Origin of the sequence: Kitasatospora sp. NPDC004723 (genome assembly GCF_040609255.1) — a bacterium.
Taxonomy (GTDB): domain Bacteria; phylum Actinomycetota; class Actinomycetes; order Streptomycetales; family Streptomycetaceae; genus Kitasatospora.
Genome location: NZ_JBEXJT010000038.1, coordinates 14,641 through 36,567 on the forward strand (window position 1 = coordinate 14,641; position 21,927 = coordinate 36,567).

A 21,927-nucleotide genomic window follows, 5' to 3' on the forward strand; every position below is an offset into this window, starting at 1 on the left:
AGGACCCCGCCGCCGAAGAGGCCGAGCCGGCGGCGCCGCCCATGGTCCAGGTCCGCGGCCTGTGGAAGAGCTTCGGCCCGAACGCGGTGCTGCGCGGCGTCGACCTCGACGTGCCGGCCGGCTCGGTGACCGTGGTGCTGGGGCCGTCCGGCTCCGGCAAGTCCACCCTGCTGCGCTCGATCAACCACCTGGAGAAGGTGGACCGCGGCTTCGTGGCGATCGACGGCGAGCTGATCGGCTACCGGCGTTCCGGGGACAAGCTGCACGAGCTCAAGGAGCGCGAGGTGCTGCGGCAGCGGACCGGCATCGGCTTCGTCTTCCAGAACTTCAACCTCTTCCCGCACCTGACCGTGCTGGAGAACCTCACCGAGGCGCCGGTCAGCGCCCTCGGCCGGCCGAAGGCCGAGGCCCGGGCCCGCGCGCTGGAGCTGCTCGAACGGGTCGGCCTGGCCGAGAAGGCGGCGGCCTACCCGCGCCAGCTCTCCGGCGGCCAGCAGCAGCGGGTGGCGATCGCCCGGGCGCTGGCGCTGGACCCGAAGGTGCTGCTGTTCGACGAGCCGACCTCGGCGCTGGACCCGGAGCTGGTCGGCGAGGTGCTGGACGTCGTCAAGGACCTCGCCCGCAGCGGCACCACGATGATCGTGGTGACCCATGAGATCGGCTTCGCCCGCGAGGTCGCCGACACCGTGGTCTTCATGGACGGCGGCGTCGTGGTCGAGCAGGGCCCGCCGCAGGCGGTCCTCGACGAGCCGCGGCACGACCGGACCAAGGCCTTCCTGGCCAAGGTCCTCTGACCCACCGAACCCCCCTCACCGGCAGGAGCCCCGCCATGTCCCTACCCCGTCGCGCCCTCGTGACCGCCGCCGCCGCGCTCGCCGCCGCCCTCACCCTGGCCGCCTGCGGCAGTTCCTCGGACGCGTCGGCCGACCTCGCCGCCCCGGCCCAGGGCAGCACCGCGCCGAACGGCACCACGGTGAACCTGACGGCGAAGCAGAACCGGGTGACCACGCCCAAGGTCGACGCCCTCGCGGCGCTGGTCCCGGAGGAGATCAGAAAGCGCGGAAAACTGACCGTGGCCGACTCGCTCGGCACCACGCCGCCGCTGGACTTCTACGCCGACGACGACAAGACGGTCATCGGCGTCGACCCGGACATCGCCTCGCTGATCGGCAATGTGCTCGGGCTCGACATCGAGTTCAACCCGGTCTCCTGGGAGAACATCTTCGTCGGCCTGGACAGCGGCAAGTACGACGTCGGCGTTTCCAACATCACCGTCACCGAGGCCCGCAAGGAGAAGTACGACTTCGCCACCTACCGCCTGGACATCCTCGGCTTCGAGGCGAAGAAGGGCAGCGGCTGGAAGGTCGCCGGCCCCAAGGACATCGCCGGGCGGACCGTCGCCGTCAGCTCCGGCACCAACCAGGAGAAGCTGCTCGTCGCCTGGAACGAGGAGAACGTGCGCAACGGCCTCAAGCCGGCCGACATCAAGTACTTCCAGAACGCCTCGGACTACTACCTGGCACTCGCCTCCGGCCGGATCGACCTGTACGTCGGCCCCAACCCGATGGCGGCCTTCCACGCCGTGCAGAGCGGTGACACCGAGGTGATCGGCACCTACTCGGGCGGCGGCGCCGACGTGCTCGGCAAGATCGGGGCCACCACCAAGAAGGACAACGGCCTGGTCAAGGCGTTGAACGGGGCGCTCAACGAGGTGATCAAGAACGGTACCTACGCCCAGGTGCTGAAGCGCTGGGGCCTGGACGCCGAGGCCGTGCCGACCTCCGAGATCAACCCGGTCGGCCTCCCGAAGACGTAGTCCCGGCCGCGGCCCCGGGGCCGGTCCCGGTCCGGGCCCGGGGTGGTTCACCCGAACACCGTCGGCCGCCGCTACCCTGACCCGGTCAGGTTGAACGGGGCTCGGTTCCGGCGGACTTGTGGGGGAAGGCATGAAGGCGGGCGATGTCGTGGGCGGCCGCTACCGGCTGGAGCGCGAGCTCGGCCACGGCGGGTTCGGTGTGGTCTGGGCCGCCCACGACGAGACCATCGGGCGGGCGGTCGCGGTCAAGGTGCTCTCCGAGGAGAAGGCCGGCGACGAGGAGGCGGTCGGCCGGTTCATCCGCGAGGCCAGGACCGTCGGCGGCCTCTCCCATCCGCATATCGTCATCCTGTACGACTACGGACGGGTGCAGGACGGCGCGCGCTCGACCCACTACCTGGTGATGGAACTGGTCCGGGGCCGGCCGCTCTCCGCGCTGCTGGCCGGCGGGGCCCGGCCGGAGTCCTCGGCCGCCCTGCGCTGGGTGCGGCAGGTCTGCAAGGCACTGGACTCCGCGCACCGCAGCGGCGTGGTGCACCGGGACATCAAGCCCGAGAACATCATGATCACCGACACCGGTGAGGCCAAGGTGCTGGACTTCGGCATCGCCCGCCTGCTCACCCAGCAGGGCGGCGGGCTCACCTCCACCGGCGTGGTCATCGGCACCCCGGCGTACCTGGCCCCCGAGTGCTGGTCCGGCGAGGACATCGACGGCCGGGCCGACCTGTACGCGCTCGGCGTGCTGCTCTACCAGCTGTGCACCGGCCGTCGCCCGTTCAGCGCGAATACGCCGGTGACCATGATGTACAAGCACCTCAACGAACAGCCGCCGGCCCCCGGTACGCCCGACCCGGCGCTGGACCGGCTGATCCTCCAACTGCTCGCCAAGGACCCGGCGGACCGGCCCGCCGACGCCGCCGCGGTCCGCCGCCGGCTGCGCGACGTCAAGTTCGGCACCGACCCGGACGCGCTGCGGCAGAAGGCCGACGACGCCTGGCGGCGCGGCGCGGCCGGCTCGCCCGAGCGGGCCGTCGAGCAGCTGATCGCGCTGATACCGCAGTTCGCCCGGGCCTTCGGGCCGGGTGACCCGCGGACCCTGCGGACCTGCCACGACCTGGCGCTGTGGCTGGCCCGCTCCGGGCGGCCGCGGGCGGCCGTCGCGCTGCTGCGCGAGCTGCTGCCGGTGCTGGACGGCCACCCGCGGGCCCGTGAGGACGTCGGGCGCGACCTGGAGCGCTGGGAGCGGGAGGGCGCCGCCGCCGCGCCGGAGCAGGACCGGCCGCTAGTGCTCGCCCAGCTGCTCGACGGCCCGGCGCAGAGCGGCTGAGCCGCCCTCGGCGATCGGCTCGCCGTGCCCGAACACGACGGTCCCGGCGTCCAGCGCCGCCAGCCGGCGGAAGGACTCCAGCGCCGCCGCCGGATCGGTGTTGAAGACCCCGGGCGTGGTCCGGTGCGCGACGTTGGCCGCGAGGTCCCCGGTGAACAGCACGCCCGGCTCCGGCAGGTGCAGGGCGATCGACCCGTCGGTGTGGCCGGGCACGTGCACCACCACGGCGCCGCCGCCGAAGCCCAGCACCTCGCCGTCCGCCACCTCGCGGTCCACCCGGCACGGCGGGGCGGGCGGCAGCGCCGGCAGCGCGTCCCACAGCTCCTGCTCGAAGGGGCTCAGCGCGAACGGCTTCGGCTCCTGCTCGCCGCGGACCACCGGGGCCTCCAGCCGGTGGGCGACCACCTCGGCGCCCAGCCGCCGGGCGAGCTCGGCGGCCGAGCCGGTGTGGTCCTCGTGGTAGTGGGTGAGCACGATGGCGCGCAGCGCGGCCGGCTCGGCGCCGACGGCACGGATCGCCTCCTCGACGGCGTCGGCCTGCCCGGCGATGCCGGTGTCGACCAGGGTGAGCGTGCCGTCCTCGTCGCGCCAGAGGTAGGCGGTGCCGAACTCCAGGGTGATGGCGGTCAGTTCGGGGCGTATACGGGTGATCTCCATGAGCGGATCCTGTACCGGGCGGCGCCGGTTCACGCCCCTGTTCGCCCCGGGCGTGACGGCCCCGGGGGGACGGCGCGGGCCGGCCTGGCCCGCCGCGGCGGGCCGTTGATATACCTCGCAGGCAGCAGCCGGGCGCGGGCCCTCACCGCCCCGGCGATCGACGAATCAGGAGGTGGGGATCGGATGAAGCTCCTCCGTGTCGGCCCGCCGGGCGCCGAGCGCCCGGTCGCGCTGGCCCAGGACGGCACCGCGTACGACCTCTCCGGGGTGACCGCGGACATCACCGGCGGCTTCCTCGCCGGGCTGGACGGCTCCGGCCTGGCCGAGCTGGCCGCCCGGGTGGCGGCCGGGCGGCTGCCGGTGGCCGACCTCGCCGGGCAGCGGATCGGCCCGCCGGTGGCCCGGCCCGGCAAGGTGGTCGGCATCGGCCTCAACTACCGGGACCACGCGGCCGAGGCGGGCGCGGCGATCCCGGACGAGCCGGTGATCTTCCTCAAGCCGAGTTCGACGGTGGTCGGCCCGTACGACGAGGTGCTGGTGCCGCGCGGCGGCGAGAAGACCGACTACGAGGCCGAACTGGCCGTGGTGATCGGCCGCACCGCCCGCTACCTGGAGGACCACGCGGCGGCGGCCGGGGTGATCGCCGGCTACACCATCGCCAACGACGTCACCGAGCGCGCCTTCCAGTTCGAGCGCGGCGGCCAGTGGGACAAGGGCAAGTCGGCGGAGACCTTCACCCCGCTCGGGCCCTGGCTGGTCACCGCGGAGGAGGTGGCGGACCCGCAGCGGCTGCCGCTGCGGCTGTGGGTGAACGGGGAGCAGCGCCAGGACGGCTCCACCGAGCGGATGGTCTTCCCGGTGCTGGAGCTGGTCCGCTATACGAGCCACTTCATGGTGCTGGAACCGGGCGACGTGATCATCACCGGCACCCCGGCCGGGGTCACCCTCGGCCGCCCGGGCACGCCCTACCTCGCGCCCGGCGACGTCGTCGAGATCGAGATCGACGGCCTCGGCCGTCAGCGCCAGGTCCTCGGCAAGGCGTAGGGCGGGCCGCGGTCCCGGCCCTCCGCGCGGGGGCCGGGGGCCGCGGCGACCGGACCGCGCTACCCGCCGGAGGCTCCCAGCACCGCCCGCAGCCGCGCCGTCCGCGGCGAGTCCGGGCCCTCCAGCAGGAGCAGCACGGCCAGCACCTCGGCGGTCTGCGGGTCGTGCAGCGCCGTCGCCGCCGCCATCGCCACGAACTGGTCCACCAGCCACTCGCGCAGCTCGTCCACCGGCAGCGCCCGGCCCTCGTCGAGCCAGCTGAGCGAGGCCCCCTCGACCACCGCGATCCACGAGCGCACCAGCAGCGTCAGCCGCGGCCCGGCCTGCCGCACCCCGAGGTGGCGCAGCGTCCGCCGCAGGGCCGCCCGCCGGACGTCGTCCACGATCGCCGAGGTGCGGGCCGTCTCCACCACCGAGCCGCCGCGCAGCAGCGCCGAGTAGCCGGCGTCGTGCTCCGCGACGAAGGAGAAGTAGCGCTCCAGGACGGCGGACAGCTGCTGGGTCGGGGTCCCGGCCGGCGGCACCGTGAAGCGGTCGGTGAGCTCCTCGGCGGCGCTGCGCAGCGCCGCCTCGTACAGCTGCTGTTTACCGCCCGCGAAGTAGCGGTAGACCAGCGGCCGGGAGGCTCCGGCGGCCTCCGCCACGTCGTCCAGCCCGACGTCCTCGGGCGGCCGGTGGGCGAACAGCTCCAGTGCCACCGCGATCAGCTGCTCGCGCCGCTGCTGCACCGGCAGGCGCCGGTATCCGGCGCGCCGCGGCCGGGCGGCCGGTTCGGGGTCCGGCGGGACGGGCGCTGAGCTGGCTTCCATGGCGGTCAGCGTAACGGCCCCGGGCCGGATGGGAGGCGGGTCTGCACCGATCTTCCGAACGGGCGTTTGTGCCGCCCCGCGGCCCGCCCGGGGCCCGCTCCGGGAGGCGGCCCGCCGGGCGCCGTCCGAGGATGGGACACACCACGCCACCGCACCGAGGAGGCCCGCCGGATGGCCCGGACGCTGGAACGGCCGCCCCGCGCGCGCCGGCTGCGCGGGGCCTCGCGCGCGCTCCTGGCGTGGGTCCGCTCGGCGCCCGGCACGTATCTGTGGCTGCTCCTGCTGGCGGCCACCAGCTTCGTCGTGGCGCGGATGGACCAGCGCACCCTGGACTGGTTCCTGGCCGCCCGCTCGACCAACCTGGAGCACCTGCGCTCGCGCCCGGTGCACGCCCTGGTCGCCAGCGCGCTGTGGACCGAGACGTCGAGCTGGCCGCTCTACGCCGTCCTGTTCACCCTGTTCCACGCCAACGCCGAGCGCTGGCTGGGTACCGCGCGCTGGTTCACGGTGGCCGCGACCTCGCACGTGCTGGCGACCCTGGTGAGCGAGGGAGTGGTGGCCTGGGGGATCGTCCAGGGCACCCTGCGGCGGAGCATGGCCGAGACGGTGGACGTCGGCGTCTCCTACGCGCTGGCCGGGGTGGTGGCGGTGCTCACCTACCGGTTCGCCGGCGGCTGGCGGTGGCTGTACGGCGGCGCGGTGGTGGTCTTCTACCTGGTGCCGCTGGTGGCCTCGCACACCTTCACGGACCTCGGGCACTTCACCGCCGCGCTGATCGGCCTCGCCTTCTTCCCCTTCGCGCACGGACGGCCCCTCTGGGACCCGGGCCGGGTGCTGCGGCGCGGGTGGCCGCGCCGCCCGCTCGGCTGACCCGGCCGGCCCCCGCGCGAATTGGCCGGCCCATGCCAGGGAGAAGGGGCTTGCAAACGGCGCGGGTCACGAAATGATGTCCGGATGGTTGAACTGATCAGCTCCGACGGCACCACACCCCGCAGTGTCGCCGACGCCTATGTGCGGGACCTCGCCGAGCTCGACCCGCTGACCGCGGTGTACCTGGGCCTGAACCCCGAGGACGACCGTCTTCCCGACCTCTCGCCGGCCGGCGCCGAGGCGATCGCGGACCTCGGCCGCGCCACCCTGGCCCGGCTCGACGAGGCCGAGGCGGCGCTCGACGCGGCCGAGGCGGCCGGTTCCCCCCGGGACGAGGCCGAGCGTCGCTGCGCCCGCCTGCTGCGCGAGCGGCTCGACGCCGAACTCGCCGTCCACGACGCCGGCGAGCGCTACCGGGCCGTCCAGAACCTGGGCTCCCCGGTACACCTGGTCCGCGACGTCTTCACCCTGATGCCCACCGACACCGAGGAGCAGTGGCGGATCCTCGGCCGCCGCCTGGCCCGGGTGCCCCAGGCGCTCACCGAGTACCGCGCCACCCTCACCGAGGGCATCGAGCGCGGCCTGCTCTCCGGACCCCGCCAGGTCACCACGGTGACCGGCCAGCTCGGCGAATGGCTCGCCGGGGAGGTCCCGGGCGGCTGGTTCGGCGAACTGGTCCAGGAGGCCCCCGAGGCGCTGCGCGGGGAACTGGCCGGGCACGCGGTGGCCGCCGCCGAGGCGCTCGCCGCCCTGCGCGACTGGCTGCGCGACGTCTACGGGCCGGCCGCCGCCGACGCCCCCGACACCGCCGGCCGCGAGCGCTACGGCCGCTGGGTGCGCTACTGGACCGGCGCCGACCTCGACCTCGACGAGGCCTACGCCTGGGCCTGGCAGGAGTTCCACGACCTGCTCGCCCAGATGCGCACCGAGGCCGGGAAGGTGCGGCCCGGCGCCGAACCGATGGAGGCGATGAAGTGGCTGGAGACCGACGGCCCCGCGCGGGTCGGCGTCGAGGCCGCCCGTGAGTTCCTCCAGGGCCTGATGGACTCGGCGATCGCCGACCTCCAGGGCACCCACTTCGACCTGGCCGAGCCGATCACCCGGGTCGAGTCGCGGATCGCCCCGGCCGGCAGCGCCGCCGCGCCGTACTACACCGCCCCGTCGCTGGACTTCAGCCGCCCCGGCCGGACCTGGCTGCCGGTCCTGGGCCGTGAGCGGTTCCCCGAGTGGGACCTGGTCTCGACCTGGTACCACGAGGGCGTCCCCGGCCACCACCTGCAGATCGCGCAGTGGAACTACGTCGCCGACCGGCTCTCCACCTACCAGGTGAGCCTCGGCGGGGTGAGCGCCAACCTGGAGGGCTGGGCGCTGTACGCCGAGCGCCTGATGGACGAGCTCGGCTACCTCACCGACCCCGGCCACCGGCTGGGCTACCTCAACGCGCAGATGATGCGGGCGCTGCGGGTGATCGTGGACATCGGCATGCACGCCGGCCTGGAGTTCCCGGCGGACTCGCCGTACCGCGCGGGGGAGCCGGTCACGCCGGACGCCGCGCGGGAGTTCTTCGGCCTGTACTGCGGGCTGTCCGCCGACTTCCTGGACAGCGAGCTGGTCCGCTACCTGGGCCTGCCCGGGCAGGCGATCGGCTACAAGCTGGGCGAGCGGGCCTGGCTGCGCGGCCGGGCGGCGGCCCGGGCCGCGCACGAGGCGCGCGGCGAGGTGTTCGACCTCAAGGCCTGGCACATGGCGGCCCTGTCGCAGGGCTCGCTGGGCCTGGACGACCTGGTCGCGGAGCTCTCGGCGCTCTAGTCGCGACGGCGGGGCCCCCGGGACGGACCGGTCCCGGGGGCCCCGGACCGTGGTCCCGGGGCCTCTGGTCATTTGGTCCCGGTTCCATTGATTTGTCCAGGTTTTTCCTTGCCATTCGACGCCCCGCGCGTTTGGCTGGAAGGCGACTGCGTGACCTCTCCGTACCCCTCCGGAAAGGCTCCCCCAGTGTCTGCCCAAGCCCAAGCCACCACCGGTCACGGAACGGCGGCGGACTCCCGCCGCTGGTGGGCCTTGGCGGTCATCGCCATCGCCCAGCTGATGATCGTGCTGGACATCACCATCGTGAACATCGCCCTTCCGTCGGCCCAGAAGGACCTGGGCATCTCGGACGCCGACCGGCAATGGGTGATCACCGCCTACACGCTGGCCTTCGGCGGTCTGCTGCTGCTCGGCGGCAGGCTCGGGGACCTCTTCGGCCGCAAGCGCGTCTTCATCATCGGCCTGCTCGGCTTCGCCCTCGCCTCCGCGATCGGCGGCAGCGCGAGCGGCCCGACCATGCTCTTCGCGGCGCGCGCCCTGCAGGGCGCCTTCGGCGCGCTGCTCGCCCCCTCCGCACTGGGGCTGCTCTCCACGACCTTCTCCGATCCCAGGGAGCGGAGCACGGCCTTCGGCATCTTCGGCGCGATCGCCGGCGGCGGCGCCGCGATCGGCCTGCTGCTCGGCGGTGTGCTCACCGAGTACCTGAACTGGCGCTGGTGCCTGTTCGTGAACACCCCGATCGCGGTGGCGGCCGCTTTTGCCGCGTACTCGGTGCTCACCCGCGACCACATCGGCAAGGGCACCCGGATCAGGCTCGACCTGCCCGGCGCGCTGCTCGGCTGCGGCGGTCTGCTGGCCATCGTGTTCGGCATGTCCGAGGCGGTCACCCGGGGCTGGGCCGACGCCCTGGTGCTCGGCTCGCTGGTGTTCGGCGTGCTGCTGCTGGCGGTGTTCGTGCTGGTCGAGAAGCGGACGCCGCACGCACTGCTGCCGACGCACATCGTCGCCAACCGGAACCGGGGCGGCGGCGCCCTCTCGATCGGCCTGGCGATGATCGGGATGTTCGGCCTGTTCCTGTTCCTGACCTACTACCTCCAGGTGATCAAGCACTTCTCGCCGGTGATGTCCGGCGTCTCCTTCCTGCCGATGACCGCCGCCATCGTCATCAGCTCGACCGGCTTCGCGGCCCGGCTGATGACCCGGGTGCCGTCCCGCAACCTGATCGGCCCCGGGCTGCTGCTGGCCGCCTCCGGCATGGCCTGGCTGACCCAGATGCGGGTGGACAGCCCCTGGGCCGGCATGGTGCTGCCGGCCGAGCTGCTGCTGGGCTTCGGCATGGGCCTGGTTTTCATGCCCTCGATGAGCCTGGCCACCCTGGGCGTCGCCCCGCACGAGGCGGGCGCGGCCTCGGCCACCATCAACTCGGCCCAGCAGGTCGGCGGCTCCTTCGGCACGGCCCTGCTGAACACCATCGCGGCCAGCGCCACCGCGAGCTGGCTGGCCGCCCGGGGCCTCGGCGCCGCGAACCCCGCAGTCCGGGCCGAGGGCTCCGTGCACGGCTACGTGGTGGCGACCTGGGTGGCGATGGGCATCCTGCTGGTCGCCGCACTGATCGCGTTCCTGATGATCAACCACCGGCCGGCGCCGGGGGAGGCCACCGGAACCGGCGAGGCCGCCGGAACGACCGGGGCCGCCGAGGTCACCGGGGCCACCGAGGTCACCGGGGCCACCGAGGTCGCGGGGGCCACCGGGACGGCGGGGGCGGTCGGGGCGGCCGGCGGTCCGGCGGAGGCCGAAGCCGGCGCGCGGGCGCCGCAGTCCCCGGCGCAGTCCCCGGCCCACCAGCGACAGCGGGCCCGATGAGACCTGCTCGGCGGTCGGCGCCTCCGCAACCGGCGGACACGCCGGCCGCCGCACTGCGCCGCGCCGTCGACCGGCTGAATTCTCATCGCGTTCCCAGCGGCGCATCACGACCCTCCCAGCTCAGGGCGCCATAGTCGGTTCCCGTACCGCCGCCGACCAGGCAGGAGTCGACCACGCATGGGCCAGCACCGCCGCCGCACCTCCCGACGACGTCTCCTGGCCCCGACCCTGGGCGCGGCGACGCTCTCCGCGCTCACCCTGGCGGCCGCCGTCGTCGGCACCCACAGCGTGACCCCCCGGTCCACCGCCGTGGCCTCCCCGGAGACCGCGGCGGCCACCACCCCGACGGCTCCGACGGCTCCGACGACCCGGACGGCTCCGGTGGCTCCGGTGGCGATGCCCACCGTCACCCCGACCCCCGCCCCCACCGTCACCGTGACCCCCACCCCGACCCCCACCGCGACCCCCACCGTGACCCCGACGCCGAGCAACCCGCCGGGCACCACCGACACCGCCGGGGCCACCCCCGAGGCGGCCACCGTCGGAGCCCTGTTCAGCGGCGCCGTGCACGCCGGCGACCACTTCTGCACCGCCAGCGTGCTGCACAGCGCCACCGGCAACCTGCTGCTCACCGCCGCCCACTGCGTCGACGACCCGAGCGGCGTCACCTTCGCCCCCGGCTACCGGGACGGCCGCGCCCCGTACGGCACCTGGCGGGTCACCGCCGTGCACACCACCACCGGCTGGTCCCACGGCGGCGACCAGGACGAGGACTTCGCCGTCCTGGAGACCGCCCCCGACGCCGCCGGCCGCCGGATCGAGGACGTGGTCGGCGGCAACACGCTCGGCACCGACGAGCCGTTCGGCGCCGACGTCCGTCTCTACGGCTACCCCGCCACCGGCGAGCAGCCCCTGCTGTGCACCAACACCACCGGCCGGCAGAGCGCCTTCCAGCGTGTCGTCGACTGTCCCGACTACCCGGGCGGTACCAGCGGGGGGCCCTGGATCTCCACCGCCACCGGCCATGTGGTCGGTGTCATCGGCGGTTACCAGCAGGGCGGCGACACCGACGACACCTCCTACGGCGCCTACTTCGACCACACCGTCGCGACGCTCTACGCCGAGGCCGTGGCCGCCGCGTCCTCCTGAAAACGAATCAGGCCCAGTCCGGTGGCAACTCGCCACTGGCCTGGGCCTCTTCGGCACTTCTCGCGAAGTGCCCCCGGTAGGATTCGAACCTACGCACCCGCCTCCGGAGGGCGGTGCTCTATCCCCTGAGCTACGGGGGCTTGCTCGGTGTTGTCGTCGCGTTCGCTTCGACGTGGAGAACACTACCAGGCCCGGAGCGTGCTCCGTGCACGGGTTTCGCGCGGGGGCCGGGCGGGCGGTCCGGCGGAAGTGCGGAAAGGCCGGACGGGGCGGCGGGGCCGCCGATACCCTCGGTGAGGTGTCGGGAGTGTCCGGGCGGGTCCTCGTGGTGGACGACAGCGAGGTGATCCGCCAGCTGATCAGGGTCAACCTGGAGCTCGAGGGCTTCGAGGTGGTGACCGCCGCCGACGGCGCCGAGTGCCTGGAGGTGGTCCGCCGGGTGAAGCCCGACGTGGTGACGCTGGACGTGATGATGCCGCGACTGGACGGCCTGCGGACGGCGGCCCGGCTGCGGGCGGCGCCGGGGACCAGGCTGCTGCCGATCGCGATCGTGAGCGCCTGCACCCCGGCCGATCTGGACCTGGGGGAGTCGGTCGGGGTGGACGGCTACCTGGGCAAGCCCTTCGACCCGGCGGACCTGGTGGCGCTGGTGCGCCGACTGGTCGAGCTCGGCCGCGGGGACACGACGGCCGACGAGGCGCTGGACGGGTTTCGCCCTCAGCGAACAGATCCGAGCGATCGGGGCTGAGCGCCGGGGCCGGACGTCTCAACCGGTAAACCGAGTGGCGGGCGCACTCCCCCTCTCGCCTACGCTTGGCGTCGTGACCCCCGCAGAGCTTTCCCAGGCAGTCCAGGCCGCAGTGAGCGCCGCCGTCGAGGCGGGCGAGCTGGCCGTCGCCGTGCCCGAGCACGTGACGGTCGAGCGGCCCAAGAACAGGGACCACGGCGACTACGCGACCAACGTGGCCCTCCAGCTCGCGAAGTCGGCCGGCCGGCCGCCGCGAGCCGTTGCCGAGGTGCTGGCCGACCGCCTGCGAGGGATCACCGGCGTCGCCAAGGTCGACATCGCCGGCCCGGGCTTCCTGAACATCACCCTGGACACCGCCACCGCGGGCGCGCTGGCGCGCACCATCGTCGAGGCGGGCGAGGCCTACGGCCGCAACGGGGACCTCGCCGGTCTGAAGATCAACCTGGAGTTCGTCTCCGCCAACCCGACCGGCCCGATCCACATCGGCGGCGTGCGCTGGGCGGCCGTCGGCGACTCGCTGGCGCGCGTGCTGCGGGCCTGCGGCGCCGACGTCACCACCGAGTACTACCTCAACGACGCCGGCGTGCAGATCAGCAAGTTCGCCGGCTCGCTGCAGGCCGCCGCGAACGGCCGCGAGGTACCGGAGGGCGGCTACGTCGGCGAGTACATCGTCGACATCGCCAAGGCGATCACCGAGGCCGTCCCGGGCCTGTTGGAGAAGTCCGAGGACGAGCAGCTCCAGGTCTTCCGCGCCGAGGGCCTGAAGCTCATGGTCACCGAGATCAAGCGCTCGATGGACGAGTTCGGCACCCACTTCGACGTCTGGTTCTCGGAGAAGTCGCTGCACGACTCGGGCGCCGTCGGCACGGCCATCGAGCGGCTGCGCGAGCAGGGCCACGTCTTCGAGCAGGACGGCGCCGTCTGGCTGCGCACCACCGACTTCGGCGACGACAAGGACCGCGTCCTGGTCAAGGCCGACGGCGACACCACCTACTTCGCCGCCGACGCCGCCTACTACCTGTCCAAGCGGGACCGCGGCACCGAGGTCGCGCTCTACATGCTGGGCGCCGACCACCACGGCTACGTCAACCGCCTCAAGGCCATCGCGGCCTGCGCGGGCGACGACATGAACCACAACATCGAGGTGAAGATCGGCCAGTTCGTGAAGATGCTTCGCGACGGCGAAGAGGTCCGCATGTCCAAGCGGGCCGGCAACATCATCACGATCGACGACGTCGTCGAGTGGATCGGCGTGGACGCGGCCCGCTACACCCTGGCGCGCTCCTCCACCGACTCCACCATCACGCTCGACATCAACATCCTGACCAGCCAGACCAACGAGAACCGGGTGTACTACGTCCAGTACGCCCACTCGCGGATGTGCGCGGTCCAGCGCAACGCCGACGAGCACGGCATCTCGCGCGGCGCGGCCGAGGACTTCAAACCGGAGCTGCTGGCCACCGAGTGGGAGTCCGACCTGCTCGGCCACCTCGGTGAGTTCCCGCGCGTGCTGGCCTCGGCCGGCGAGCTGCGCGAGCCGCACCGCGTCGCGACGTACCTGGAGGACCTCGCGGCCAAGTACCACCGCTTCTACGACAACTGCCGCATCCTGCCGCGGGGCGACGAGGAGGTCACCGACCTCACGCGCGCCCGGCTCTGGCTCGCCGACGCGACACGCACGGTCGTCGCCAACGGCCTGACGCTGCTGGGCGTCTCGGCGCCCGAGCGGATGTAGGCACCACCCCCATGTGCACAGCGGGGGCGGCGGACGGTCAACGGGGACCGTCGCCGCCCCTCGCCATAGGTCGAGGAAACCAACGACATGTCTCGCTCCGCACACCCCGCAGGCCCCCGGCACGGCGACGTGCTGCCCGAGGGCCACTACCAGGCGCCGCCGAGCGACCTGAACGCACTCGACCCCAAGGTCTGGTCCCGGACCGTCGCCCGTGACGCCGAGGGCGTGGTCACCGTCGGCGGCGTCGACGTCAAGCGGCTGGCCGCCGAGTTCGGCACCCCGGCGTACGTCATGGACGAGGCCGACTTCCGGGCCCGGGCGCGGGCCTGGCGCGAGGCGTTCGGTGCGGACGCCGACGTCTTCTACGCGGGCAAGGCCTTCCTCTCCAAGGCGGTCGTGCGCTGGCTGCACGAGGAAGGCCTCAACCTCGACGTCTGCAGCCCGGGCGAGCTGGCGGTGGCGCTGGCCGCCGGGATGCCGCCGGAGCGGATCGCGCTGCACGGCAACAACAAGTCGGTGGACGAGCTCGAACACGCGGTGAAGACCGGGGTCGGGCACATCGTGGTCGACTCCTACGAGGAGATCGAGCGCCTGGCGGCCATCGCCGGTCACCAGGGCGTGCGCCAGCCGGTGCTGATCCGGGTCACCGTCGGCGTCGAGGCACACACCCACGAGTTCATCGCCACCGCGCACGAGGACCAGAAGTTCGGCCTGTCGCTGACCGGGGGATCGGCCGCCGAGGCGGTCCGCCGGGTGCTGGCGCACGGCGCGAGCCTGGAACTGCGCGGCATCCACTCGCACATCGGCTCGCAGATCTTCGACACCGCCGGCTTCGAGGTGGCCGCCCGCCGGGTGGTCGGCCTGCTGGCGTCGATCCGCGACGAGCACGGCGTCGAGCTGCCCGAGATCGACCTCGGCGGCGGCCTGGGCATCGCCTACACCAGCGAGGACGACCCGCGCGAGCCGGCCGAGATCGCCGCCGCGCTGGCCGAGATCGTGCGCCGCGAGTGCGCCGCCGCGAACCTCACCGCCCCCCGGCTGAGCGTGGAGCCGGGCCGGGCGATCGTCGGCCCGACCGCGTTCACCCTGTACGAGGTCGGCACCGTCAAGCCGCTGGAGGGCCTGCGCACCTACGTCAGCGTGGACGGCGGGATGTCCGACAACATCCGCACCGCGCTGTACGACGCCGAGTACTCGGTGGCCCTGGTGTCGCGCACCAGCGAGGCCGCTCCGATGCTGGTCCGGGTGGTCGGCAAGCACTGCGAGTCCGGCGACATCGTCGTCCGGGACGCCTTCCTGCCGGCCGACCTCGCCCCCGGCGACCTCGTCGCGGTGCCCGCCACCGGCGCGTACTGCCGCTCCATGGCGAGCAACTACAACCACGCCCTCAAGCCCCCCGTGCTCGCCGTCCAGGACGGTGCGGCCCGGGTGATCGTCCGGCGCGAGACGGAGGAGGATCTCCTGCGTCTCGATATCGGATGACGAAATCCTTGTCTCAGATCATGGAACGACCGTAGATCCGTACGGAAAGTCCCGGAGACTGGTAGGAACCGAAAGTCCGGCGGGGCCCCGAAAATCCCGCCGGAACGACCGAAGCACGATGAATGAGCGGAGTCGGATGATGCGTACGCGGCCGCTGAAGGTGGCGTTGCTGGGCTGTGGTGTGGTGGGCTCCGAGGTGGCGCGCATCATGACGACAGACGCCGCCGACCTCGCCGCGCGCATCGGCGCGCCGGTCGAGCTCGCCGGTATCGCGGTCCGCCGGGCGGGCCGTCCCCGCCCGGGGGTGCCCGAGCACCTGCTCACCACCGACGCCGAGGCCCTGGTCAACCGGGGCGACATCGACGTGGTGATCGAGGTCGTGGGCGGCATCGAGCCGTCCAAACACCTCATCCTGTCGGCGTTCCGGCAGGGCGCCTCGGTGGTCAGCGCCAACAAGGCGCTGCTGGCCAAGGACGGCACCGAGCTGCACGCGGCGGCCGCCGAGGCCGGGGTGGACCTCTACTACGAGGCCGCGGTGGCCGGCGCGATCCCGCTGCTGCGCCCGCTGCGCGAGTCGCTGGCCGGCGACCGGGTCAACCGGGTGCTGGGCATCGTCAACGGCACCACCAACTTCATCCTCGACAAGATGGACACCACCGGCGCCGGGTACTCGGAGGCGCTGGAGGAGGCCACCGCGCTCGGTTACGCCGAGGCCGACCCGACCGCCGACGTGGAGGGCTTCGACGCCGCCGCCAAGGCCGCGATCCTGGCCGGCATCGCCTTCCACACCAAGGTGACCGCGGCGGACGTCTACCGCGAGGGCCTCACCGAGGTGACCGCCGCCGACATCGCCTCCGCCAAGGCGATGGGCTGTGTGGTGAAGCTGCTGGCGATCTGCGAGCGGGCCGCCGACGGCGAGTCGGTCACCGCGCGCGTCCACCCGGCGATGATCCCGCTGTCGCACCCGCTGGCCTCGGTCCGCGAGGCGTACAACGCGGTGTTCGTGGAGGCCGAGGCGGCCGGCCGACTGATGTTCTACGGCCCGGGCGCGGGCGGCGCGCCGACCGCCTCCGCGGTCCTCGGCGACCTCGTCGCGGTGTGCCGCAACAAGCTCGCCGGTGCCACCGGCCCCGGCGACTCGGTGTACACCCGGCTGCCGGCCAAGCCGATGGACGAGGTCGTCACCCGCTACCACGTCAGCCTGGACGTCGACGACCGCGCGGGCGTGCTCGCCCAGGTCGCCTCCGTCTTCGCCGAGCACGGCGTCTCCATCGACACCGTGCGCCAGCAGGGCCGCGACGGCGACGCCTCGCTCGTCGTGGTCACCCACCGCGCCACCGACGCCGCGCTGTCGGCGACGGTGGACAAGCTCCGCGCACTCGACAGCGTGCGCGACGTGGCCAGCATCATGCGGGTCGAAGGGGAATAGGAACAGATGATGAGCAGCGTTGCCGAGAACGCCGCCCGTGGCACCCACGCCCACCAGTGGCGTGGTCTGATCGAGGAGTACCGGGACCGCCTGCCGGTCAGCGCGGCCACCCCGGTGGTCACCCTGCTGGAGGGCGGCACCCCGCTGGTCCCCGCCCAGGTGCTCTCCGAGCGCACCGGCTGCGAGGTCTACCTCAAGGTCGAGGGTGCCAACCCGACCGGGTCCTTCAAGGACCGCGGCATGACGATGGCCATCTCCAAGGCGAAGGAGGACGGCGCCCAGGCCGTCATCTGCGCCTCCACCGGCAACACCTCGGCCTCCGCCGCCGCGTACGCGGTGCGGGCGCGGATGGTGTCGGCGGTGCTCGTCCCGCAGGGCAAGATCGCCCTGGGCAAGATGGGCCAGGCGCTGGTGCACGGCGCGAAGATCCTCCAGGTGGACGGGAACTTCGACGACTGCCTCACCCTTGCGCGTGAACTGTCCGAGAAGTATCCGGTGGCGCTGGTCAACTCGGTGAACCCGGTCCGGATCGAGGGCCAGAAGACCGCCGCCTTCGAGATCGTCGACATGCTCGGCGACGCTCCGGACATTCACGTGCTGCCGGTCGGGAACGCGGGCAACATCACCGCGTACTGGAAGGGCTACCGCGAGTATGCGGCGGACGGCCTGGCCACCCGCACCCCGCGGATGTGGGGCTTCCAGGCCTCCGGCTCGGCCCCGATCGTCGACGGCGCCCCGGTGCTGCAGCCGCAGACCATCGCCACCGCGATCCGGATCGGCAACCCGGCCTCCTGGGACCACGCGCTTGCCGCGCGGGACGAGTCGGGCGGCTTGATCGACAAGGTGACCGACCGTCAGATCCTCTCCGCGTACCGGCTGTTGGCCTCCCAGGAGGGCGTCTTCGTGGAGCCCGCCTCGGCCGCCTCGGTGGCCGGACTGCTGGCCAAGGCGGAGGCCGGCCTGGTCGACCCGGGCCAGCGGATCGTCTGCACCGTGACCGGCAACGGCCTCAAGGACCCGGACTGGGCGGTGGCCGGCGCGCCGCAGCCGCAGATCGTCCCGGTCGACCCCGAGGCCGCCGCCCGGCGTCTGGGCCTGCTCGACTAGCCCCCCACCGCCACGGGGGCCAGGCCCCCACCCGGGCCGACCCTTTCGGGGGTCGGCCCGGTTTACGTTCTCGACTGACACTTTTGTGTCAATTTACCGGCGCATTCCGATCCGATTCCCGCATGCATTCCGGCCAGAACCGGCAACACACCAGATCGAAGGCCCACGGGGTGTACCGCTGTGGAACCTCTCTTCGATACTCTGGGTCCGGCCGTGTGGCACATGCCCCGGGTCCGGCTCCTTCACGGGCCGCACCACCGACTGTGACCGTTCGCCCCGGCCGGGGCCCGAGGCCCGCTCCCCACCCTCGCACCGACGCGCTTCGCGCCGCCCGATTTCCCCAGGAGAGTCCACCGCATGGCCGGTCCTGCGTTCCGTGCCGCCGCCGTCCGGGTCCGGGTTCCCGCGACCAGTGCCAACCTCGGCCCGGGTTTCGACGCCTTCGGACTCGCGCTGGGTCTGTACGACGACGTGGTCGTCCGGGTCGCCGACTCCGGGCTCTCCGTCGACATCGCCGGCGAGGGCGCCGACACGCTCCCGCGCGACGAGCGCCACCTGCTGGTCCGCTCGATGCGCGCCGCCTTCGACCGCCTCGGCGGCCAGCCGCGCGGCCTCGAAGTGGTCTGCGCCAACCGGATACCGCACGGCCGCGGCCTGGGCTCCTCGTCCGCCGCCATCTGCGCCGGCATCGTCGCCGCCCGCGCCGTCACCATCGGCGGCCCGTCCGCCCTGGACGACGACGCGCTGCTGGCGCTCGCCTCCGAGCTGGAGGGCCACCCGGACAACGTGGCGGCCTGCCTGCGCGGCAACTTCACCGTGGCGTGGACCGAGGAGGACGCCGCCAGGGCGATCGCCCTGGCGCCGTCCGCCGAGGTCGTCCCGGTGGTGTTCGTGCCGGGCACCGAGGTGCTCACCGAGACCGCCCGCGGCCTGCTGCCGAAGACCGTCCCGCTGGCCGACGCCGCCGCCAACGCCGGCCGGTCCGCGCTGCTGGTCGAGGCGCTGACCCGGCGGCCGGACCTGCTGCTGACCGCCACCGAGGACCGGATCCACCAGGACTACCGGTCCTCCGCGATGCCGGACAGCGCCGCGCTGGTGGCCGCGCTGCGCGCCGAGGGCGTGCCCGCGGTGATCTCCGGCGCAGGCCCGACCGTGCTCGCGCTCACCGACGAGGCGGGCGTGCAGAAGGTCCTGGGCTTCGCCGACGGCCACGGCGCCGACGGCCCGGCGTTCGCCGCGCACCGGCTCGAACTCGACCGGACCGGCGCCGCGGTGCTCCCGCTCGGCGTCTGAGCACGCCGTCCGGGCCGGACCGTCCGGACACGATTGGCAAGCGCAAGGCTGGGGAATGTCTGAGGGGGTCGGTAGTGTTAACCTCATTGCTGCACCAGGTGCCCTCCGGGGCTCGGTGCGCCGCGTCCCGATCCCAGCACTCCGCACCAGCGGAGTCCCGGCGATGCACGGGGCGACGATTCTCCGGGAGCCCACCGCAGCGCGTACGCAGCCTGCCTGCGCGACTTGCGGCCGCATCCCGAAGCCGTGACGGCACCTGACTCCCACCCGCGGCCTCCCACCTCGAGGCCAGGACGGGCGGAGCGCGGGTCACCGTCACGCGACGGGGGCCCGGGATTCGCAGGCAGCGTGGGGGCACCTCCCGGCCGGCGGCCGGGGGAGGGTCGACACTCGACCGTCCCACCACGCCACTCAGCACCACCGTGCTTCAAGCACCGCACCTCGCAGCTCTCTCCCGAACGGCACCCAGCGCCATTCGGGGGATCACCGCCTCGGACCGACGCAGTCGAGCGTTGGTCAGGACAGCACAACCGGTCGCCGAGCCAGACAGGCCGACGTCCGCTCCAGGGAAGGACCCTTAGTGAGCGACACCACCGATCTGATGGGCGCGCGCCCGGACGCCGAGGCGTCGGACGCCGCCGCCGCCCCCGCGGCCCCGGCGCGGCGCCGTCGTACCGCCGCCGCGGGCCTGGACGGCATGGTCCTGGCCGAGCTGCAGAAGCTCGCCGCGGACCTGGGCATCACCGGTACCGGGCGCATGCGCAAGAGCCAGCTGATCGAGACCATCAAGGAGAAGAGCGGCGGCGACCCGCTGCTCGCCGGCGCCACCGCCGCTCCGGCTGCCAAGCGCGCCGCCAAGACCGAGACCGCCGAGCCGGCCGAGAAGCCGGCCCGCCGGACCAGCAAGGCCGCCGCCGCCCGGGCCGAGGCCTCCGCCGCCGAGGCGCAGGCCCAGATCGAGATCCCGGTCCAGGCCGCCGCCGAGACCGCCGCGCCGGCCCGCACCGAGCGCACCCGCCGTCGGGCCACCTCGGCCGCCGGCGCCCCGGTCGCCGAGACCGCCGCCGAGGCGCCCGCCGCCGTGGTGACCGAGGCCAAGCCGGCCGAGACCCGCACCGAGGGCGCCCGCGCCTTCGAGGGCCGCGAGGAGGGTCGCGAGACCCGCCGCGACCGCCGGGAGCGCCGCGACCGCCGCGAGGGCGGCGAGCGCGAGGGCCGCCAGGAGGCCGCCGAGGCCCAGGCCGGCCAGGACGGCGAGGGGCGCGAGTCGCGCCGCGACCGCCGCAACCGCCGTGACCGCGCCGAGCGCCAGACCCAGCAGCAGGGCGCGCAGGGCGAGGGCCAGCAGGGCCAGGGCCGTCAGGGCGGCCAGCAGGCCCAGCAGCCGCAGGCGCAGCAGCAGGCCGGCTTCGACGACGACGAGTACGGCGACGGCCGCCGCGGCCGTCGTGGCCGCTACCGCGACCGCCGTGGCCGCGGCCGCCGCGAGGGCTTCGAGACCACCGGCACCGAGCCGCAGATCGGCGAGGACGACGTCCTGATCCCGGTCGCGGGCATCCTCGACATCCTCGACAACTACGCGTTCGTGCGCACCTCCGGCTACCTGCCGGGCCAGAACGACGTCTACGTCTCGCTCGCCCAGGTCCGCAAGAACGGCCTGCGCAAGGGCGACGCCATCACCGGTGCGGTGCGCCAGCCGCGCGAGGGCGAGCGCCGCGAGAAGTTCAACGCCATGGTGCGGCTGGACTCCGTCAACGGCATGGACCCGGAGAGCGGCCGCGGCCGCCCCGAGTTCAACAAGCTGACCCCGCTCTACCCGCAGGAGCGGCTGCGCCTGGAGACCGACCCGGGCGTGCTGACCACCCGGATCATCGACCTGGTGTCGCCGATCGGCAAGGGCCAGCGCGGTCTGATCGTCGCGCCGCCGAAGACCGGCAAGACGATGGTGCTGCAGGCGGTCGCCAACGCGATCACCCACAACAACCCCGAGTGCCACCTGATGGTCGTCCTGGTCGACGAGCGTCCGGAAGAGGTCACCGACATGCAGCGGTCGGTGAAGGGCGAGGTCATCTCCTCGACCTTCGACCGCCCGGCGGAGGACCACACCACCGTCGCCGAGCTGGCCATCGAGCGCGCCAAGCGCCTGGTGGAGCTGGGCCACGACGTGGTGATCCTGCTGGACTCGATCACCCGTCTGGGCCGTGCCTACAACCTGGCGGCGCCGGCCTCCGGCCGCATCCTGTCCGGTGGTGTCGACTCGACCGCGCTCTACCCGCCGAAGAAGTTCTTCGGTGCCGCGCGCAACATCGAGAACGGCGGCTCGCTGACCATCCTGGCCACCGCGCTGGTCGAGACCGGCTCGCGGATGGACGAGGTGATCTTCGAGGAGTTCAAGGGCACCGGCAACATGGAGCTCAAGCTCGACCGGAAGCTCTCGGACAAGCGCATCTTCCCGGCCGTGGACGTGGACGCCTCCAGCACCCGCAAGGAGGAGATCCTGCTCGGCGGCGAGGAGCTCGCCATCGTCTGGAAGCTGCGCCGGGTGCTGCACGCGCTCGACTCGCAGCAGGCGATCGAGCTGCTGCTGGACAAGATGAAGCAGACCAAGAGCAACGCCGAGTTCCTGATGCAGATCGCCAAGACGACCCCCGGGTCGGGCGACTGACGCGGCAGGACGCGTCGAAGCACCCGGGCCCCGGACCGCGCGAGCGGTCCGGGGCCCGCTGCCGTTCCGGTCCGGTTTGTTCCAGACTCGCGACATCTTGGGCCCTTTTTAGCATCTTGTCCGA

General features: G+C 73.3%; 17 protein-coding genes and 1 tRNA gene. 15 read left to right on the forward strand and 3 right to left on the reverse strand.

Translation table 11 applies throughout. From position 1 onward, the window contains the following. Window positions 1-41 precede the first annotated feature (41 nt). From ABZW10_RS28615 to ABZW10_RS28625, 3 genes are all read left to right on the forward strand, one after another. Window positions 42-794: an amino acid ABC transporter ATP-binding protein gene (locus ABZW10_RS28615; protein WP_355371415.1), complete on the forward strand. Its 753-nt coding sequence runs from the start codon at window positions 42-44 to the stop codon at window positions 792-794. A 35-nt stretch (window positions 795-829) separates the two neighbouring features. Beyond that, window positions 830-1,816: an ABC transporter substrate-binding protein gene (locus tag ABZW10_RS28620; RefSeq protein ID WP_355371261.1), complete on the forward strand. Its 987-nt coding sequence runs from the start codon at window positions 830-832 to the stop codon at window positions 1,814-1,816. Window positions 1,817-1,946: 130 nt separating this feature from the next. After that, complete coding sequence (locus ABZW10_RS28625) at window positions 1,947-3,143, forward strand: serine/threonine-protein kinase (RefSeq protein WP_355371264.1); 1,197 nt, start codon at window positions 1,947-1,949, stop codon at window positions 3,141-3,143. On the opposite strand, the gene ABZW10_RS28630 is transcribed toward ABZW10_RS28625, so the two are convergent. Then, window positions 3,099-3,800, reverse strand: a complete 702-nt coding sequence (locus ABZW10_RS28630) for an MBL fold metallo-hydrolase (RefSeq protein WP_355371266.1) — start codon at window positions 3,798-3,800, stop codon at window positions 3,099-3,101. The genes ABZW10_RS28625 and ABZW10_RS28630 overlap by 45 nt on opposite strands. Before the next feature lie 183 nt (window positions 3,801-3,983). Here ABZW10_RS28630 and ABZW10_RS28635 point away from each other — a divergent pair, with 183 nt between their 5' ends. Then, on the forward strand, window positions 3,984-4,844 hold the full coding sequence (locus tag ABZW10_RS28635) for a fumarylacetoacetate hydrolase family protein (RefSeq protein ID WP_355371269.1): 861 nt from the start codon (window positions 3,984-3,986) through the stop codon (window positions 4,842-4,844). A gap of 59 nt (window positions 4,845-4,903) precedes the next feature. Here the strand turns inward: ABZW10_RS28635 and ABZW10_RS28640 are convergent, their stop codons facing one another. Further along, complete coding sequence (locus ABZW10_RS28640; RefSeq protein WP_355371272.1) at window positions 4,904-5,653, reverse strand: TetR/AcrR family transcriptional regulator; 750 nt, start codon at window positions 5,651-5,653, stop codon at window positions 4,904-4,906. 171 nt (window positions 5,654-5,824) lie between these two features. Between ABZW10_RS28640 and ABZW10_RS28645 the strand changes: the two genes are divergently transcribed. From ABZW10_RS28645 to ABZW10_RS28660, 4 genes are all read left to right on the forward strand, one after another. Continuing rightward, window positions 5,825-6,523 (forward strand): rhomboid-like protein, encoded by a 699-nt coding sequence (locus tag ABZW10_RS28645; RefSeq protein WP_355371275.1) that lies wholly within the window; start codon window positions 5,825-5,827, stop codon window positions 6,521-6,523. Window positions 6,524-6,607: 84 nt separating this feature from the next. Continuing rightward, the gene (locus ABZW10_RS28650) at window positions 6,608-8,332 is read left to right on the forward strand and encodes a DUF885 domain-containing protein (protein ID WP_355371278.1); all 1,725 of its coding nucleotides are present in this window, start codon (window positions 6,608-6,610) and stop codon (window positions 8,330-8,332) included. 186 nt (window positions 8,333-8,518) lie between these two features. After that, on the forward strand, window positions 8,519-10,195 hold the full coding sequence (locus ABZW10_RS28655; RefSeq protein ID WP_355371280.1) for an MFS transporter: 1,677 nt from the start codon (window positions 8,519-8,521) through the stop codon (window positions 10,193-10,195). 177 nt (window positions 10,196-10,372) lie between these two features. After that, window positions 10,373-11,344 carry a serine protease gene (locus ABZW10_RS28660; RefSeq protein WP_355371283.1) on the forward strand — a complete coding sequence of 324 codons (972 nt, stop codon included), beginning with the start codon at window positions 10,373-10,375 and terminating at the stop codon, window positions 11,342-11,344. 68 nt (window positions 11,345-11,412) lie between these two features. On the opposite strand, the gene ABZW10_RS28665 is transcribed toward ABZW10_RS28660, so the two are convergent. Further along, window positions 11,413-11,484, reverse strand: a tRNA-Arg gene (locus ABZW10_RS28665). A gap of 158 nt (window positions 11,485-11,642) precedes the next feature. Between ABZW10_RS28665 and ABZW10_RS28670 the strand changes: the two genes are divergently transcribed. The 7 genes from ABZW10_RS28670 (at window position 11,643) to rho (ending at window position 21,803) form a co-directional block, all read left to right on the forward strand. Beyond that, window positions 11,643-12,092 (forward strand): response regulator, encoded by a 450-nt coding sequence (locus tag ABZW10_RS28670; protein ID WP_355371286.1) that lies wholly within the window; start codon window positions 11,643-11,645, stop codon window positions 12,090-12,092. Between the two features lie 73 nt (window positions 12,093-12,165). Beyond that, a complete protein-coding gene (argS, locus tag ABZW10_RS28675; protein ID WP_355371288.1) occupies window positions 12,166-13,827 on the forward strand; it encodes an arginine--tRNA ligase in 1,662 nt (553 codons plus the stop codon). 87 nt (window positions 13,828-13,914) lie between these two features. Then, entirely contained in the window at window positions 13,915-15,309 is a 1,395-nt protein-coding gene (lysA, locus tag ABZW10_RS28680) for a diaminopimelate decarboxylase (protein ID WP_355371291.1), read from the forward strand. Between the two features lie 136 nt (window positions 15,310-15,445). Further along, window positions 15,446-16,738, forward strand: a complete 1,293-nt coding sequence (locus tag ABZW10_RS28685) for a homoserine dehydrogenase (protein ID WP_355371293.1) — start codon at window positions 15,446-15,448, stop codon at window positions 16,736-16,738. Between the two features lie 9 nt (window positions 16,739-16,747). Further along, complete coding sequence (thrC, locus tag ABZW10_RS28690) at window positions 16,748-17,845, forward strand: threonine synthase (protein ID WP_355371295.1); 1,098 nt, start codon at window positions 16,748-16,750, stop codon at window positions 17,843-17,845. A 357-nt stretch (window positions 17,846-18,202) separates the two neighbouring features. Continuing rightward, window positions 18,203-19,138: a homoserine kinase gene (thrB, locus tag ABZW10_RS28695; RefSeq protein ID WP_355371297.1), complete on the forward strand. Its 936-nt coding sequence runs from the start codon at window positions 18,203-18,205 to the stop codon at window positions 19,136-19,138. 580 nt (window positions 19,139-19,718) lie between these two features. After that, the gene (gene rho, locus ABZW10_RS28700; protein WP_355371299.1) at window positions 19,719-21,803 is read left to right on the forward strand and encodes a transcription termination factor Rho; all 2,085 of its coding nucleotides are present in this window, start codon (window positions 19,719-19,721) and stop codon (window positions 21,801-21,803) included. Window positions 21,804-21,927: the final 124 nt, after the last annotated feature.